This is a genomic window from Brevibacillus laterosporus (assembly GCA_007833815.1).
Lineage (GTDB): Bacteria > Bacillota > Bacilli > Brevibacillales > Brevibacillaceae > Brevibacillus_B > Brevibacillus_B laterosporus_D.
On the sequence record CP033464.1, the window covers coordinates 4,054,873 to 4,075,765 of the forward strand.

Below are 20,893 nucleotides of genomic sequence, written 5' to 3' on the forward strand. Positions count from 1 at the left end.
GGTGATAGAGTTATGGTTCAGGTTTCTAGAAATTAAAATCAATTTCTTTTTGAATCGATTTCCTTACCTTATGGAAAGGTTTCTCCAAGATAATGTCGCGTAATTTTACTTGATCATCTAACACTACAGCTTGCAGAATGTGTTGATAATCCCGGATAATCCGTTCTGCTGTTTCCCGTTTAAATAAGCTAACTGCATATTCTAGTTCAAAATATAGTTGGTTCTCCTGCTCTTTTGCCTCTAATGTTAGGTCAAACTTAGCGACTTTAGGAGCATATGGATATGGAGCAAATCGGATGCCTTCCAATGCCAATTCTGGGATTTCCATGTTCTGCATAGTGAACATAGTATCGAATAGCGGATTTCGGCTAAGATCACGTGAAAGCTTCAACATTTCTGGCAATTGTTCCATTGGAAATTGTTGGTACTCAAATGCCTGAAGTATCTGTTGCTTCACTTCATAGAGAAATTGAACAAATGTTTTACCACTATGCGGCTGAGTTCGTATTGGTAAGATATTAATAAACATACCCATAACATTTTCAAGATCGGAATGCGAACGTCCGGCGACTGCTGTACCTGTTACGACATCTTCTTGATTTGCATATTTAGCTAGTAAGATTTGATAGGTAGCCATTAGCACCATAAATGTGGTTGTGCCACTCTCTTTACTTATCTTCTGCACTCCTTGACTTATAACTGGATCAATCCCGAAACGTATACGTTCACCCTCATATCTCTTCACAGCCGGGCGATCCAAATCTGTTGGAAGAGTAAGAACGGGTACTTCATTAGCAAAAATATTTTTCCAATATTCTCCTTGGGTCTCCAAAATTCTTTTCCCTGCTTGTGTCTGCCAATGACTAAAGTCCTTATACTGGATAGGAAGTGGTGCAAGCTCTTTACCCTGGTACAAATCCATGATATCTCGGATGAGAACTCCCATAGAAACCCCATCGGAAATGATGTGATGCAAGTCAACCAATAACAAATGTCTCTTATCAGACAGCTCTGCTAGGGTAACCCGAAGCAGTGGAGACTGACTCAAATCGAACGGTCGGACAAAAAGCCTAATTTGTTCATCTATATCTTGCTCTGCCACTTTCATATGAGTAAAAGGTAGCTGAGGTGCTTCTTGAATGATCTGCATCGGTTCTCCATCTACTAAGTCAAACGAAGTGCGAAGGCTTTCGTGACGATTTACGATTTCTTGCAACACGTTTTCAAGTCGCACTTTATCCAGCTCACCTTCCATCAACATTACGCCCGGCATATTGTAGCTCGTGCTTTCAATGTTTAGCTGATGTTGCAGGAAGAGACGCTTCTGTCCATCGGATAGCGGATAGCAATCCTGTTTTGGTGCAGGTTGAATGGATAGATGCATGCTTTTTTCCGCATTGCGAAGGTACGTGGCCTGTTCCCTGATCGTCGGCATTTCAAAGATTTGCCGCAGACTCATATCGACATTAAAAACCTTGTGAATGCGTGAGAGAAGCATAATTGCTTTTAATGAATGCCCACCGTTTTCAAAGAAATGATCGGTCACGCTGACACTCTTCATACCAAGTACACTTTCCCATATCTGAACCAATTTTATTTCTGTTACGTTTTCTGCCTCAATCAACTCTCTGGTCGATTCTAGTACAGGTACAGGTAACGCTTTACGATCTACCTTTCCATTGGTATTGACCGGCATCTGATCTAATTGGATAAGGTACGATGGAATCATATAAGCAGGCAACACTTCCGCTAAGGATGCTTTCACTTCTGCAATGTCTATCTGGCTTTTACATACCATATATCCGCAAAGATACTTGTTACCAAATTCATCTACATGATCCGTTACAATGGCTTCATTGATTGACGGAATTTGAACCAATTTGCTTTCAATTTCGCCCAATTCTATACGGAAGCCACGAATTTTCACCTGATGGTCCTTACGTCCAAAAAATTCGATGATACCACCTGGAAGCCATCTTCCCAAATCACCTGTTTTATACAAACGGCGTCCTTTTTCCACAGTAAACGGATCATCCATAAATGAGGCTTGTGTCCGCTCTGGATCATACAAATAGCCTCGACCTACACCAATTCCCGAGACGATAATCTCACCTTTTACACCAATCGGACACTGTTGAAGATGTTCGTTGACAATGTAAATGTTAAAGTTTTGCAGAGGTTGTCCGATTGGGATAATCGCTATATCTGGTATGGAATCCATAAGGTAATGAGTAATATCGTCGGATGCCTCAGTTGGACCGTATGCGTTGATTACAGGAATTGAAGGGTAGAGTCTGAACCATTTCTCCACTACGTTTTGTTTAAGGGTCTCTCCTGTAACAAGTAGGTACTCCAGTGAATTGAATGCTTGGAATTCTCTCTCAAGCAGATCAAGCATTACTGACAGATAGGAAGGCACTACTTCTAGTACAGTCACACCGTAATGGTTTACTTTTTCTATAAAGTGTTTCGTATCAACGATCAAATCGTTTGGATAGATCACTGTAGTTCCACCGCAGACAAGGGCAACAAAAAACTGCCAGACTGAGATATCAAAACAATGGGAAGAATTTTGTGCCACAACACTTTCTCTCGTTATTTTTGCGCCATGGACTTTAGCAAAAATATGGTTCATCATGCCGATGTGCTCCACCATTGCACCTTTTGGTTTTCCTGTGGAACCTGACGTGTAAATGACGTAAGAAAGTTGGTTCATATCAATTGACAAGTGTAGATTTTCTATACTTTCCTGCATAAGGTCATCTGTTAACTGGTCAAGAATGATTATTTTCCCTGCAAAACCTTCTCTTAATGCGTCGCTCACCAAATCACTAGTAGTCAGTAACACCTGCGCTTTCGATTCTTGCAGAATCCCAACGACACGATCTAGTGGATATTCCGAATCAATCGGTGTATAAACTGCTCCTGCTTTCCACACAGCGAGAATGCTTTCTACCATACGTGGTGATCGCTCCATGTAGATACCGACCAGTCCTTCTGTTGTCAGTCCCGTTTTACCTAGTAAATGCCCTAAGCGATTCGCCCATTCATTTAATTCTTGATAGGTAACCCGACAATCTTGATAGTGTAGCGCTACCTTCTCGGGTTGTTTCAACGCGTACTCTTCCACATAGTGATGAATGGAACGTTCTGTATCAAAATCGCGTTCAGTTGCGTTGTATTGATTGATCATCTCCGACTGATTTCCGAGATAATCTAATTCTGACAAGATTTTTTTTCCATTTATAATCTGTTTAGCTACGTGAATAAAACAATCTAAAAACGATTCGCCTGGAAACGCTTTTTGATTATAGTGTATGGCAAGCTCAACCGAATTTGACAACGATTTGACCATTACATTCACCTGTCGGTCAGAATAATTAAGATGCTCGTTCAACTGAACCATCTCGCCCTGTATCGAAACCATCGTAAAATTAAGATAGTTGAAGTAAAATGCGTTTTCTTCTTCTCCAAGAATATCCTTTTGCGCCAGCATGGAAATATCTCGATGTTTAGCATCATCTGTTTTCATTTTCATCAAGTGGGCGAAATAATCACCAATCTCCATACCTGATTTAAAAATTTGTTGTGAAAACAACATTGGTGTCACTTGATAAAAGTTCCCTACGGTCTGTACATGCTTACGTGAGCGTCCATTAATAATGTTGCGTATCACAAAATCTGCCTGTTGGTTGCTGTACATTTTAACTAACAGACCATACAGTCCCCAAAAGAATTGTGGCAACCTCACTTGTTCTTTTTCGCAATAACTCTTTATCTGTTCGAACAATTCAACAGGTATCTGAGTCCTTTGAGTTGCTAAGCCTGATCTCTTCTCTACGCCAAGCGTGGAAGGCTGTTCTACAGCAGAGAGCTTTTCTTTCCAATAATCCTGGATGACACCTGTGTCAAACGACTGCAGATTATACGGCACATAACGGGAAAAGCTTTCTGTTTCCTTTGTCGTACATTCTTTACCGGTCTCCAAAGCTTCATAGCTTGCAGCAATACGCTCAAGAAGAATTTTTACTGAAGCACCATCAATGACGAGATTATGAACCAAGATACCAAACGTATGATTGCCGTCTGGATCGCTAGCAAGTAAAAATTTAACCAGCATTGGCTCAAACAAGTTCCAAGAAGCATTTATCTCTTGATCTATCAGCTTGTTTATAAAACTGCTACTTGATTCCACTCCACTTGTTATGTGTTCATCATAGGAAAACGGACTATTTCTCCTCACAGCTTGATAGAGTGTATCGCCATCCTTAATCAGATGCGTATGAATCTGCGGTGTTTGATTAAAGACATTCTCAGTTGCTCGTTTCCATAACTCTTTGTTGATCTTTGCTGGAAGATCTATTGAAAAGGCGTAAAGATAGACTTGCTCATTGTTCTGGTCAAGTAGGATATCGTAGTACATATCCCGTTGAGTAGTAGTGAGCGGATAGACACACTCATAATCAGCTTTAGATAATGCTAAATGGTTAAATAATGAGCTTTCCGTGCCATTACTCATTTGTATCTTACGAATTTCGACTTGTGGATGCTCAAGAAGTTCAGTAATCAGCTTGTTGAACCAATCACTCAACACATCCAGCTTTGTTTCGTTAAAAATTTCAGCATTGCATTCCATAAGGCAGGACAAGCCATCATTCGTTTCTTGGATTAGCAAGCTCAAATCAGTACGAGAAGCTGAATTTTTAACCTCAAATGGTGTCAGCGTTAAACCTCCTGCCGACAAGGTATCCGGCAATTCTTGATCTGCGCTTTGATACGTAAAGCCTGCACGAACCTTTTCCATGGGGAATTCAAGCCGTTCTACCATGTATTCGAGTGGGTAATCCTGATTTTCAATCATTCCCACAATTTGCTGTTTCATCTCTTCAATCAAACCTAGCCACGTTTTATTGCTTGTCACTTGTAGCCGGACAGGTAATGTGTTAACGAACATACCCACCATATTTTCCACTAATGGATGAGTACGACCCGAGGTCACAGTGACTACCAAGATATCTTCGGCATAACAACATTTGGCAAGAAAAATCTCATATACGGCAAAGAGAGTATGATATAACGTTGCCCTACACTGATCACTTATCTTTTTGAGAGCTGCTGTCGTTTCTGCATCAATCTTGAAACTTTGCACATATCCCCGATCATTTTGAACAGAAGACGCTGTTGTATCAGCAGGAAGATTTAAATCTGGCAGTGGTTCGGCCAACACATTACGCCAATACTCTTCTTGTTTCTGCACATTTTCAGTAGATAGGAATTTATTTTGCCAAGATGCAAAATCTTTGTATGTGACACTTAGCTCAGGTAACTGTTCACCTTGATATAGATGAAGCAGTTCCTTTATCAGGATATTCATACTGAGACCATCTGAAATAATGTGATGCATATCCAGTAGCAAAATGTGTTTTTTCTCTGTTATTTTTACTACTTGCAGACGTATAAGAGGTGCTTGGGAAAGCACAAAAGGTCTGATAAATTCCTCTGTGATGCTACTTAGCTGCTCCTCTGTTCCTTCTGTAAACACCAATGGAATGTCTACTTCATCGTGAATTCGTTGAACAATTTCACCATCTCTAAGATGAAAAGAGGTGCGCAACGATTCGTGGCGCGAAATGACGTGCTTGATCTGCTCACGAAGTTTTGTATAGTCCAGTATTCCATCGATACTAACTCCAGCAGGTAGGTTGTAGCTGGTTCCATTATCAGCCTGCTGCTCTGTTAGAACATACAAACGTTTCTGGACAGAAGAAACTGGATAATAGTCTTGTTTCTCCACTTTTGTGAAATCAGGTACACTCCCACCATCTTTATTTACAATATTGACCGCTAGCTCCCTTATGGTTGGATATAGAAACATATGAAGCAAAGGGATAAAACAATCAAATTCTTTCTGCACTCTCATCGCAATTGTAGATGCTTGTAGAGATTGACCCCCTAGATCAAAAAAGTTATCTTCCGTACCAAATTGTTCTGTTCCCAAAACATCACTCCAGATGGACCAAATTTTCTTCTCCATATCGTTGGCAGGTGGAGTAGCACTGTTCCAATGTTCTTGGCTGGAGAACGGATCAGGTAAGGCAGAAAGCTCAATGCTTCCATCACTCCGAAGAGGCTTTTCCTGTTGTCTCACAAAATTGGTAGGACGCATTGATTCTGGGAGATTAGTTAATAAGAACGAGCGAAGCCTCTGGATATCAAATTGATTTGGCACGCTAGTAAAGATATAAGCAGAAAGAATCTCCCTATTTTTGTTTAAACCCTCACTCTGATCCAAATGTGAATTGCACCCTATCATCACCAATGAGCTATCCACATCAGGATATAGCTCAAGCACCGCTTCAATCTCTTGTGGGTGTATGCGATAATTATTACGTTTTGTCCACCGCTCTTTTTTTCCTATATATCCCAAATCCCCGTCAGGTAACAATCGAGCTAGCTCTTTGGTAGGATATGTAATCTGATTGTCACCATGTTCCCATGTAAGACATAGTTCGCCTACTACGCCCGTTGCGACTGGTAACCTTCGATCATCCACGATGTATGGATGAAGAAAACCTATTGGTTGTCCCAAAGACACTTTATGCAGTGGTGTGACAGTCGTATCTACATCTGATATATCATGAACCGTAACAAGCATCGGAAAATGTTTTATGCTGAAAGTACGTAACAAACTGAAATCACCCGATAAAACCTCTCTCCATAAAGGCAGATGGTGTTGCAACAATAAACCCGTGTCGAGGACTACAAGCTTGAGATGATCAGCTTCCTGTAAAGACACAAGTAACTGTTTTGTTCTTTCGTCTGCTTTGTTACCTTTATGAATTAAAATCGTGTCGAGGGTCTGATCAGTATCGTAGATAGGACATTCTCCTTGATGAGACATCCGCAACGTTGCCCCACTGACCAAAGTCGGTATCCACAGCTTTTCCCAAAAGCCTACTTCCTCTGTTGCGCTAACATGAACACAATCTGTATTGGTGATCTTGAATTTTTCACTGATTGTATCTGCGTAATCCATAAGCTGTTGATGAGTAAAACCGCCCACACCTGGAATTATTTGGACACATTTATTCTCGATGTTCTCGCGGTGTAAGTTTGATTTATCTATTTTTTCCAGTTCTTCCTTTCGTTCTTGAAGATCAATTATTTGCTTAGCATTTGCTCTGAAGACAGGAGATGTTGCCTCTCGTGTCAAGACGACTGCATCTTGTAATTTGTCAGCTATCTCTTCATGTAAGTAAGAATATGCGTAACCTACTTTCATCACAGCAAGAATACTAATGATAGCTTCAGCAGATGGAGGCAAGCAGATGATCACTGGTTCATTTGTCTCTATCTCTATTTTCTCTAACCAGCGTGCCAGTTGGTTAGCCTGTTCATTTAGGGACTGATATGTCATTTTCCCATAACCACATAAAACGGCATTCTTGTCTGGATGTTCCAACGCCCATTTTTCCACTTGCTCATGAACAAGAGATTTCTCCTTACTTGCTCGAATACTTCGCTCTCCCCTGTCTTGTGGTGCTACCAGCTGTGTTGGCAATGAAATGGTTGTTAGTGACTGCTCAGGAGATCTCACCAAATGTTCTAACAAGCTAGAAAAGCCATTTATCCATCCATCTATAACACCATTTTCTGAGAGATCAGCATTGTATTCAAACTCAAGCTGTAATTCAACTCCCACTTCAATAACATTAAGTCCGATATCTTGTTTGGTTGAAACTTTTGGAAAAGGGACGAACTCTACTTCACACTCAGGAAATTGCAACTTATCAATCGGACGATCCATGTTAAACGTTGCAGTAATGCCTGGAAGTTTAGGACTATCCGGTTGGGAAGCTAGCAGTTTACCAATCAGAGCCATTGAACAATGTTGATATTGATAAGCCTCTAGGGTATTCTTTTTCACCAAGCTACTGACCTCTGCAAAGGTCATATCTGAGTCTATCTGACCATGGATGGGTAACATATTTACGCATTGACCAACCAAATGTGAGGAACCCGAAAGGGCTTGTCCTCCACTAGGGATGCCAATGAACATGGAATTTTGGCCCGTCACCTTTTGCAAAAACACCTGAAATGCGGCTAAAAGAGTCATAAATAAGCTATTTCTCTGTCTTTTACTGAATTCTCTCAGATTGTAGGATAAATCAGCATCTAGAATCAGAGAAGTTCGATTCCCTAAGTAGCTACGTTTAGCAGGCTTGATTTTTGAAATCGGAAAATCCAGCACTTCGAACGGCTTTCTACTCTGTTGTGTCCAAAAGGATATTGCTTCCGGAAGTTGACTGAGTTGCTGTTCTTGCCATGTTATAAATTGTCGGTATTGCATAGGTTCTGGTAGATTAATAGCCTGCCCATTATATGCGGCCGCGTAAAGGGACTCCAGTTCTTTCACAAGAATACCTATCGACCAGCCATCCGCAATAATATGATGAATAATGAAAACAAGTTGGTAGACATCATTCTCCAGTTGAAGGATATAGGCTTTAAACAAGGGACCTTTTTCAAGGTCAAATACTTGTTTCCCTGCGTTATCCAGCCAAATTTGCACCTGTTCTATTGCTTCATTTCCTTTCCACTCCCGAAAATCAACAAGCGGAACATCAATCTCAAGCGTTGGCTGTATACGCTGGAATTCTCCATCTACACTGAAAGTTGTTCGCAGTGATTCATGCCTATCGACAAGTTTTTGCAGTGCTTGACGAATCTCATCTATTTTTAATTGACCTGTTAGTTGAAGCGTGAAGCATTCGTTATAGGAACGAGACTCTTCCTCTCCCAGTTGGCAAAAAAACCACATTTGCTTTTGCTCTTCTGAAAGTGATGCCTGTAGCTCCGCTTTTACTCCCTTACTTCTGCTCTCTAATAAGGGAGTGTTAGGAAAAAAACCAGCTTCTTTCATCTCCTCAATGCTCCCTATAACTGCATCAATAATTTTTTCGACGTCATGGTCACTATGAGCAGTAGACAAAAAGCAATTTCTTCCTTCCCAGGTGTAAATTCCACGTTGTAGCAAATGATAGAATAAGATTTCCTGAGCACCTTTCAATACAAAACGGAACAAAGATCCGAAATGAACCATTCGAATGGAAATATTCTGCTCCTTGAAGTAAGCATTTAAGATCTGGCACATCCGAGCTGTTCGTTGATTTACCTCTTCTTGTAAGCTACTGCCATGTTGTTTTAAGTGCTCCAAAGTCACTTTGGCGGCTACCATGGTAAGGGGATGATGACAAAAGGTTCCCGCAACAAAAGTACGTTTCTCCGCATTTGGCGGATAAGACTGATCACCATATTGCCAGTATCCTCCATCAATACAATCTAGGAAGGCAGTTTTACCCGCAACAACACCGATCGGCATGCCACCGCCAACAATTTTTCCATAGGTAACTATGTCCGCTTGAATACCAAACCACGCTTGCGCACCTCCTGGATGGATACGGAATCCAGTAATCACTTCATCAAAGATAAGCGCAGTGCCAAGCTCAGTTGTAAGCGAACGTAGAGCGTGTAAAAACTCTTTTGGTTGTAAATCTGGCTCACGACTTTGAACTGGCTCAACCAATACAGCCGCCAAATCATGAGCATTTTCCCGAATGATTTGCAATGACTTCTCACTACCGTATTCAAGAACAAGCACATCTTCGGTCATGCTTGAAGGAACTCCTGGAGCCATTGGATTGGAGCTTCCATCTCCTCTAGTCGTATTAGAGCGGGCTAAAATACCGTCAAAGCTGCCATGGTAAGAACCCGCAAAAATTGCAATTTTTGAACGGCCAGTAAAGGCACGCGCTACCCGTACAGCGACCATAACTGCTTCCGTGCCTGAGTTATAGAAAGCAACCCTGTCAACTCCTGCAACATCAGCAATTAATTGAGCCACTTCCCCACTCAAGCGTGACATAGGCCCAACTGGGAAACCACGCTTCAACTCTTCATTAATCGCTTCTGTAATAAAATCAGGATTATGTCCAAGTAGGTTAACCCCAAATCCCATGCATATGTCTATATATTCGTTTCCATCTATATCCCAGAGTCTAGAGCCCATAGCTCGATCGCTGACTATAGGGTAAATCATCTCTTTCCATGTGGAACGGAATCCCGCCACATTTCGGTTGTTTGCAAGTACATTTCGATACGTTTGCGCCATCAACTTAGAAGAACGAGTTCTGTCAGAATATCTATTCATAAAATCATTTACATAGTTCTGTTCTTGCACTGTTACGTTATTCGGTGACTCGATAGCAACCTTTTGATAAGGAATGAACACGTCTCTTTTATTTTCTACTTTTTCTATCTGTCTAGAAGTGGTGGAGGTTTCTTTTACAACTACAGGTGCTGGTGATGGTGTTTGTGAATTGCTTTCATTCGTTTTCACGTAAGACTGTGGTAAGGTCGCCATCTGAGCTTCTGGTTGTAGGAACCGCAGGACATCGAGTTGTTTCGCCATTATTTCTAATTGTTGACTCATCAGTTGTTCAAACCCCGCAGAAAGGGTATTTCCAGTACTGGAAAGAGTTTGTTTTTGGTCAACAGAAGGCATTATTTGTGTATATGCAATACTGTTTTCTTGCATATTCTCTTGAGGCGAGTATATTGGCGTTGCAGGCAAAGCCGCCTGCTCCATATTTGTTAGTACAGATTCATCTGGTAACATTTGCGCTATATAATTTGCTACATTGTATGTGTTATTTAATTCTTCAAAAAACATATTAAACGAAATTTGAACACCATATGTATCTTTGATTTGGTTGTTCAATTGAATAAATAGAATCGAGTCAAATCCTAGATCATAAAAATTAGCTTGCACATCAAATTCCTGTTCATCTATTCCTGCTTGCACGCATACCATACGTTTCAAGGTTTGTAAGATTTTTTCCAATCGTGTCGCATCGGAATGACTACTTTTTTCTTCTGAGTTGCTTGTCTGTGCGTTCACAATGCTTTCCTCCCTTTTTTTAACAACCGGTGTACGGGATTCAATCCAATGTCGCTTGCGGTCAAAAGCATATACGGGTACGCTGATACGCTTTCGATTCTCTCTACTATAGATGACATCCCATTCGATAAAAGCTCCCCTTACATAGGCGCGGCATAAATTGGATAAAGCTTCGGCATTTGTTCGTTCTGTTTCTATGTATATCTCGGCTACTGCTTTTGCTTCCTTCGAGAATCCTTCGATGTCACTTTCGCTAACGTTTCCCCTAAGAAGGTCTCTCTGTTTTTCTGGCACAATCTTATGTGTCCCATGAAACGAGCTTGTACTCAAATTCAGCATCGACTCTTTCGAATCAACCGTCGCTAGTTCAATAGACGCTTGTTCTAGCTGTTCGATTAGCTCTTGCTTGTTGCAAAATGTTATGGCAAGACGATGGGTATAGTGTGATCGCCCTCTATTAGCTGTATAACAAATATCGGATAGCGTCTCCTCCGATTTATCAGACAAAAAACTTACATAACTCTGTACAAGCGCTTGAAGAGAGACCGAATTTTTGGCAGAAAGCGCTAAAACGTCAACCCGCTGTAATGAAAAATCAGCTACCTCATCCTCCTGTATCGGGGCTTCTTCTAAGATCATGTGGCAGTTCGTTCCACTTAATCCAAATGAGCTGACACCGCATCTCAGAGGACTTTCATCTGCTTCCCATGTACGCAAAGCCGTATTTACATATACAGGAGAATCTTCAAATGTAATTTGGCGATTAGGCATCTCAAAATGAAGAGTTGGAGGCAGTTTTTTGTGTTTTAAAGCTAGAACCGCCTTGATAATTCCTGCAATTCCGGCCGCTGTCCCAAGATGGCCAATATTTGACTTAACAGATCCGATTGCGCAAAACTGGCGGCGATCCGTGAACGTACGGAATGCTTTTTTAATCGCCTCTACTTCAATAGGATCACCTAGTGACGTCCCCGTACCATGCGCTTCTATATAGGAAATGGTTTCGGGTTCAATTCCAGCATCTTGCCAAGCGGCAAGGATTACGTCTTTTTGCGCCATCACATTGGGCGCAGTCAGACCGTTTGACGTACCATCATGATTAAGCGCACTCCCTTTAATCACTGCATAGATATGGTCACGATCATGGAGAGCTTGATGCAATGGTTTCAAAATGAGAGCGGCTACACCTTCACCTACCCCTGTCCCATCCGAATTCCTATCGAATGTGCGAGTACGCCGAGTTGACGATTCAATTCCTAGTTTTAACTCATTGTCTAGCGGCAGAAAATGAAGACCCACACTTCCCGCAATTGCCATGCTGCACTCCCCATTACGGATCGCTTGGCAAGCGGTATGAATAGCCACCGCTGATGAAGAGCAAGTTGTATCAATTGTCAGGGATGGCCCATGTAAATCCAATATATACGCTATTCGACTTGCGATAATCGCTGATAGATTTCCTGGTATAAACAACGGGATCGAATCATGTCCAACTTCCGTAATCAAACCTTTGTAGTCATGTAAAGCATCTCCACTGAATCCCACGTATACTCCAGTTTTGGTACCTTTACATGTATCACCGCCGTACCCCGCATCTTCAAGAGCATGCCATGCTGTCTCTAGAAACAAGCGCTGATTTGGATTCATGAATGAGGCTTCTTTAGGAGAAAGACGAAAAAAAGTAGCATCAAATTTGTCGATTTCTTCCAGAAAGGCACCCTCATAATACGTAGCTTCAGCAGAAGAATTGATCGCATGTAAATACGCTTCAGTATCCCCCCTCCTAGTTTCGGGAAACGGGGTGATACAATCTTCCCCGTTGCAGATGTTATTCCAAAAATCTTCTATATGATCAGCCATTGGGAATTGACCAGACATACCAATAATTGCAATAGCTTTCTTATCAACATCTTTAATCTCACTTATATTTTCTTTGATTAGACCGTCAAGTTTGAATGAATGAAAATCGAGCAACGGTGTCTCACTCCTTTTTCAGGTTACAAAGACTGCTGCCTGATCCCTAAAGCATGAAATAAATCGATAAGGCATCAGGCAACAATCGTTTTTTGTGTATACGGAGCTTTACGAAGTTTGATAGTTTTCTATTATCATCGTCAGAAGTTTCATATACGCATTGAACAGCTCTTTCATCTTTTCGCTTCGAAGTCGTTGAGGCTGATAATCGAGACGGAGGTATATATTTTGGCTACCTCGGTCAATTTCAAGCAGGATATCAAAAATGTCATTCATCTCACTGCGCTTTGTTGCAAGTCCTTTTCGATAAAGTAACGGTGTAACGGTAAATGGTTCTTTGGACATTACTAAACCAGAAAGCTCATCTACCCTATATATCTTCGTATCATCTATCGCTTTCTGTTTTTGATGGACAAAGCGGAACAACTCTGGGAAGTTAGACATCGAGCTTACATCTGCGTCTAGTGACACAAATTGATTCGAGTTTTGCATCAGTAGCTGGATTGCCATCTGCTTAGTTCCACTAATTTGGGAAAGTAAGAATACATAAGCAGCGACAAAGATATCTTCTATGGTCACATGTTCTGCTTCCGCCATCTGCTGTAACTTAATCACAGCAGCCGCTTTTAGTTCTGCTTCAAACAAGGAACCCGACTGAATCTGATTACTGGTAAAGTAATCTCGGTCCAGCGAAATGCTTGGTAAAGTAAGTGCCTGCGATTGCTCTATATCACCATGCAAAATATGGGATATTTTACCAATTGATGGGTAGGTAAACATATCAGTCACAGTCACACGATTTGGATATTTTTCATCAACAAGACTGTGCATTCGTACAAGTAACAAAGAATTTCCACCAAGGTCAAAGAAGTTATCATGAATACCAAAGCCTGTAACGCCAAGTAATTCTTCCCAAATGGAAAGCAACACTTCTTCTACCTCATTGGATGCCGCAACAAATGCAGTGCCTGTAGCGAGTTTCGTCGTTGTCTTTTCAAGAGATTTACGATCGGCCTTACCACTTGGAGTAAGTGGCATCTTATCTATTTGTACAAAATGCGCTGGCACCATATACTCTGGAAGTGCTTCTTTAACAAAATCACGCAGAGGTGCAGCCGAAAGTTGGGTTTGAGAGACAATGTAGGCAATCAATGTTTTATTGCCAAACGTATCTTCGCTAATGAGAACGACCGCTTCAGTGATCTCTTCGTGGCTCTGCAAGCGTTCCTCAATCTCTCCTAATTCAATGCGATAACCCCTAATTTTCACCTGATGATCAGATCGCCCCAAATATTCAAGGGTACCATCCTCACGCCATCTTGCTAAATCACCTGTGCAATACATTCGAGCCGAGTTGTCTTCTACATCAAACGGGTCGGGTACAAACTTTTCAAAAGTCAGGTCAGGTCGATATAAATACCCTCTTGCTACTCCATCTCCTGCAATACACAGTTCCCCTTGTACCCCAATAGGTACCACATTTTTTTCTTTATCTACAATGTAGATACTGGTGTTACCGATTGGCTGACCAATGGTTACTGTTTCTTTTCCGGTTAAATCTGCAATCGTGGAGTATACAGTCGTCTCAGTAGGTCCATACAAATTAAATAGCTTGGCATGCGTGATGGATTGCAGTCCTTTTAATTGAACTGTTGAAAAAGCTTCTCCACCAATCATAATGACTTCAAGCAGACTTAAACTGTTATGACATCCCTCGTCGTTCATCAGCAATTGAAGCCGTGATGGAGTGACTTGTATCATGCTCGTCTCGTTGTTAATAATTAACTCGCTCAAACGTCTCGGATCGCGCTGTTCACTTTCCGTAGCGATAATCACAGTGACTCCTTTAACGAGAGGTACAAAGGTTTCCAGCACGAGAACATCAAAGCTAATATTAGTAACAGAAACAAGACGTTTTCCCTCTTGATAAGGAATGACTTTTACAGCAGCTTCAATAAAATTATGCACACCACGATGCTCGATCATTACGCCTTTCGGTTTTCCCGTTGAGCCAGAAGTAAAGCAAACGTAGCTAAGTGAATTAGCAGGTACTGGTGTATTAATTTCATCTGTAGGGTGTCCAGTTATGATGGACACACCATGTTGATTCTTGTGTCTAGTAGCTACATCTTGTTTTGCCAAAGCATCCTCTCGAAAACACTCTTTATCAACGTTAAATAAGGCGTCGTAACGGTACCGGGTCAACTCGTTTTCGATGCTGTGTTCTTTTTTAGAAAAAGCAACATGAGTGACCTCAGCATTCTCCTCTAGCCAATCTTCTAGGAATGAACGAGAGATAAACAGTTCAGATGTAAACTCTGTTTTGGTACGATATTTTTCATCGACCTGTGCTCTCTTAAAATCGGTTAATGACTGGATCATCTCTTCTTTCAACGTCAAATCCATAATGTCACCAATAAACAGGATTCCATTTTTTCCTAACATCTCTAATGCCCTCGCTAGCACAAAGCGTAAATAGTTATAATTAGGGAAATATTGGATAACACTATTCAAAATCACAACATCAAAGTCCCGCTCTTTCAATTGATTAATCTGATGAGCAGCCAAAGTAGCAAGTTTAATGTTAGAAACACCTTCGCGTTCCATTTTTTGTCGATTTTTTTCGATGATGACACTAGATAAATCCGTACCATAATAAGAACCAACATATGGAGCCAACTCGAACATAGTTAAGCCAGATGAACACCCAATCTCCAATACCCTCGTTCGGGAATTTAGATGAGGCTTTAGCTTATGCAGTACGTTTTTGCTGTACTCGCTCATTTCTACTTGAGAGAATGGTTGTCCAGTAAAACTGCTGACCCATCCACCAATAGCGATCTCATCTTTACCAACTGAACCGATATGATTCCACAATTTCTGGTCAATCAACTCGTTCGTTTGGCTAGATTCAATGGCATTGATCTCATCGTTGTCAAGGCAAACAAAGGTAGTAAAAGTCGGGCATTCCCATTGCAACGCATTAAGCTGATGGACAAAACGGGTCGTTGATAGCACAACACTTATTTTTGCTTCATTAACGATTACCTTTATCCGTTCATCAGGTAACACTGGATCAATTGGAACATAGGCAGCCCCTGCCTTAAGAATTCCAAGCATAGCGATCAGCATTAATTCAGATCGTTCAATAAGGATTCCAATTAATTGATTAGGTTTTACCTGATGATGTTCGAGTAAATAATGCGCAATTTGGTTGGCCTGAGCATCTACTTCTTGATAAGTTAGTGATCGTTCCTCACAAATCACTGCGATTTGATTTGGTGATAACTTTACACGATCAGCAAATAATTGATGAATGGTCTTATCCCGATCATAGGACATTGCTGTATGGTTAAATTCCACTAAAAGCTGATTTTTTTCTTCCGGCAATAGAAAATCCACTCTGCCAAAGGTCAAATCAGGGTTCTTCGTGACGATTTTCAATAGATTAATGAAATGTTTTAATAGCTGTTCTCCCGTCTTTTTGTAGAATAAATCCTTGCAGTATTCTAAACGGAAATGATATCGTCCTTCCTTTTCTTTTGCTTCGAGAGTCAAATCGAACTTTGATGTTTTTGTTGGAAATACAGATTGGCTAATCCTTGCATCATCTAAAGTTAGTTCTTTACTTTCCATATTTTGCAGGATAAGCATGGTATCAAACAGCGGATTTCTTTCTACATTGCGCTCCACATCCAGCTTTTGCACCAATTCTTCAAATGGATACTCCTGATGCTCAATAGCCAATAATACGTTTTGTTTCACTCTAGCAAGGAAAGAACGGAAACTCTCCTGTTGTTCCACGCGATTACGGAACGGCAATGTATTTACAAACATTCCCATTATATTTTGTAAATCAGCATGTGTCCGCCCTGCAATAGGAGAACCAATTACTTGATCATCTTGTCCTGAATATTTAGCCAACAAAACATGATATGTCGCAAGAAGCACCATAAAAGGAGTTACGTTATTTTCCAATGCAAATCGATTGATGACAGTAGTCTCTTCTTTATCCAATTCCATCAGCACATGATCCCCAGCGAAGCTTTTAGATGGAGGACGGGTAAAGTCAGTAGGCAAATGTAATATTGGAATTTCGTCAGCAAATTGCGATAACCAATATTGCTCCTTTTTTTCCCATTCATCTGAAGCAAGACGGGCGTTGTGCCAGACGGTATAATCTTTATACTGGATAGACAGATCAGGCAATGTTTCGCCTGCATACAAACTCATAAATTCTTTGATGAACAGCTCTATCGTTGACCCATCAGAAATAATATGATGCATATCAAACAAGAGAAGATATTCTTCATTCTCTAGATGTACTAGCTCAACTCTTAATAGCGGAGCTTGTTCCAAATCAAACGGCTGCACAAAAGCGTCGATTAATTGGGAGATAACGATTGATTGATCCATTCCTACGTCCATACGCTCCAGTATTCGGTTTTCTTGAATGGAGAACTCGACATGCTGATGAATCCGTTGCACTACTTCGCTATTTACAAAATGAAAAGAGGTTCGTAAAGCCTCGTGCCGATTCAACAATTGGTGAAGTGCCTTTTCCATGCGAGTACGATCTACGTTGCCCTTCAGCGATAGCATCCCTGGCATGTTATAAGTCGTTAAACCCTCATCCATTTTATTCAGGACAAACAATCGTTTCTGTGCAGAAGAAATCGGATAGTAATCTTGTAACGGTGCCTTTTCAATTTTCATATAATCAATTAATGTCTCATCCTCAATCAATGCCGCTAACTCCGCAATTGTAGGTGTGTTAAATACGGCTCGTAGCGGAAGATGCTTGTGAGAGACTTTTCCTAATGTAGAGATAAATTGAGATGCTTTGAGAGAATGACCACCCAATTCAAAAAAATTATCGTTCATTCCCACTTTTTCTATCCCTAAGATTTCACACCAGATTTTTTCCATTTTAGCTTCTATTTCTGTACGAGGTGCTACGTATTCCACTCCCGTATGGATGCTGCTACCCTCTGGGGCAGGCAAAGCCTTACGATCGATCTTTCCGTTTGGTGAATGGGGCATTTTATCCAACTGCACGAAGTAAGACGGGATCATGTAGCTAGGCAGTTCACGAGACAAGCTACTTTTTAGTTCACTCATGGTCAATTGCTTTTCTGCCACAATATACGCGCATAATTGTTTGAGCCCAGCTTGGTCTTCCCGTGCGATTACCACGGCTTCCTGCACCGCTTCCATGTTTACTAGCTGTGCTTCTACTTCCCCAAGCTCAATACGATAGCCCCGGATTTTAACTTGATGATCGATTCGACCCAGACACTCAATGGTGCCATCGGGAAGCCACTTTGCCAAATCTCCTGTTTTATGCATTTTACTTCCTGGCATAAACGGGTTTTCCACAAATTTCTCCGCCGTTAATTCTGGACGGTTCCAGTAGCCTCTTGCTAGTCCCTCCCCCGCGATACATAGCTCACCTGCTACCCCAATCGGTTGAAGTTGGCTCTGAGCACTTAAAATATAGAAATATTTGTTCATAAGGGGCTTGCCGACCGTGATGGGCTCTCTTATCGTTACTTCCGCAACCGATGACCAAACCGTTGTTTCAGTCGGACCGTACATATTGTATAAACGTGCCTGAGTGTGCTCACGTAACGTATTGAGCAAAAAAGCAGGAGGAGCTTCTCCACCGAGCATAATCTCTCTTACTCCCTGTAAACATTTCACCCGCTCTGTACCATGCATAGATGACAACAGCATCTGCATACGAGGAGGCGTCATTTGAATCATATCGATTTGCTGTTCCCAAATGACATTGCACAAGGCTTTCGGATCGGCCTGTTGATCCTCACTAGCTAGGACGACCCTTACCCCTTTACTTAACGAAAGGAACGTTTCTACTACGAAGGGATCAAACGAAATTGTGGTAACGGAAAGGATTGACTTTCCTTGAGCAAAGTCGATCCGATCTGTTATACCATGCACCTGATTGACAACTGCCTGATGAGTAATCATGACTCCTTTAGGCTTACCTGTCGATCCTGATGTGTACATGACATAGGCTAAATCAGCTGGACCACTAATCGGCTCAGGGTTGTACGCATCTTTCTGATAGGAAGCTTCCTCATCCAGAATGAGGCATTTTCCGGCAAAAGAAATACGCTTCTGCAAATGGTTGTGCACCACTACCAGCTTGGCTCCCGTATCTTCTAGCATGTAGCGAATGCGCTCTTCCGGATATGCTGGATCAATCGGTACGTAAGCTCCCCCCGCTTTCAGGATTCCTAACAGCCCAACCATCATGTCAAGAGAACGCTCCACCATAATGCCAACGAGTTGATCGGGCCCTATCCCTTCTGCTCGCAGAGTTCGTGCCAATTGATTGGCTCGCTCGTTTACTTCACGGTACGTCAGTTGCTCACCTTCATAGACTACAGCCACTTGATCCGGTGTACGCTCTACCTGACTCTCAAATAACTGATGAATCGTTTGCTCCTGTAGATCATCCACTGTCGTATCGTTGAACGTTTCGAGAATCAATGTCTTCTCCTGAGGCGTCATCATCTCAATGGAGAAGAGTTTTGCGTGTGGAGCGTTCATAATCCCTTCGATCATTTGTAGGAAGTGCCCAGTAATACGCTCAATGGTAGATTCATCAAAGCGATGTTCATGATAAGTAATTCGCAATTCCACGTCATCTTTCATGACGACTTCCAAACACAGCGGATAGTTGGTTAATTCGTTCATCTCATAGGATAGAACAGACAACTCGGAAAATTTGTTCATCAAGCTAAAATCAATCGGATAATTCTGGACGATCATGATAGAATCAAATATCGATTCTTGATTGTCCAAATCAGTCCATGCTTTTACATCAACAAGCGGAATCGATTCATATGCCTCTCGTTCCTTCACCTGCTGATGAATCATTTGCAAAACATCAATAATCGTCTCATCTGAACGATTTTTTACTCGGAACGGTAGAGTGTTAATAAAGAGACCAACCATTTGCTCAATCCCTTTAATGGGAGCCGTACGTCCCGAACTAGTCACACCAAACACTACATCCTGGTTGTTATTGTAGCGTTGTAACACTAGACCCCACACCGTGTAAAAAAAAGAAGCAATTGTAATATTCTGTTCTTGTACAAATGCTTTCATACGATTAGTCAAGCTTTGCGAGAAACCATATGTATAGCTTTTCCCAAGCTTCGAGGATTCGAGGTTATACTCTGTACGGGCAAGCACAACTGATTTTGTATCAAATCCATCGAGAAGGTTTTTCCAAAACAGAGTGACCTCTTCCTTGTTCCGCTGAGATTGACTCCATTTGACAAAATCTTTGAATGTACTTTTCTCTATTCCTGTACTTTCCTGTCCTACTTTGAGATTATGATAAGCTTGGAAAAATTCGTTAAGTAACACTCCATTGCTCCAGCCATCATATAAGATATGGTGATTAGTAATAATCATTTCATACTGATTGTCCGACAACTTACACAAGGTAATACGGAACGGCTCTGTATGTAAATGCAACGGCTCTTTGTGATCTTGTAGTTTTACATTTGCAAGTCTTTCAGCTTTTTGCTCTATAGGTACCATCGACAGGTCAATCTGTCGAACAGAAACAGGTTTATCTTTTAAGATGATCTGCACTGGTTTTTTTAAATTCTCCCAGCGAAAAATCGTTCGTAGCATTTCATTATGTAGAACAGTGTAATCCCATGCTCTCTTAATTAGTTCTGGTTGAACCATTCCTTCTAAATTCAAGCACAATTGTTCATAATACTCTCTACTTTCAAGATTATATAAATAGTAAAATAATATTCCTTCTTGAGAAGGCGTTAATGCCAAAATTTCTTCTACGTTTGTTTTATCTACCTTCATCGTCTTCCCCACGTATATCCACTCCTTTTTTACTGTGGGCGGCCTCTGTTCAGATATGGAATCATACTTATCTGGACAGCTTGTTATGCTTATTTC

At 41.2% G+C, this 20,893-nt stretch carries 2 protein-coding genes; both read right to left on the reverse strand.

What is annotated here, in order from left to right; translation table 11 throughout:
* Window positions 1–25 precede the first annotated feature (25 nt).
* Window positions 26–12,934, reverse strand: coding sequence for an amino acid adenylation domain-containing protein (locus tag EEL30_19725; protein ID QDX94313.1), 12,909 nt, complete (start codon window positions 12,932–12,934; stop codon window positions 26–28).
* Window positions 12,935–13,042: 108 nt separating this feature from the next.
* Window positions 13,043–20,809: an amino acid adenylation domain-containing protein gene (locus EEL30_19730; GenBank protein QDX94314.1), complete on the reverse strand. Its 7,767-nt coding sequence runs from the start codon at window positions 20,807–20,809 to the stop codon at window positions 13,043–13,045.
* Window positions 20,810–20,893: the final 84 nt, after the last annotated feature.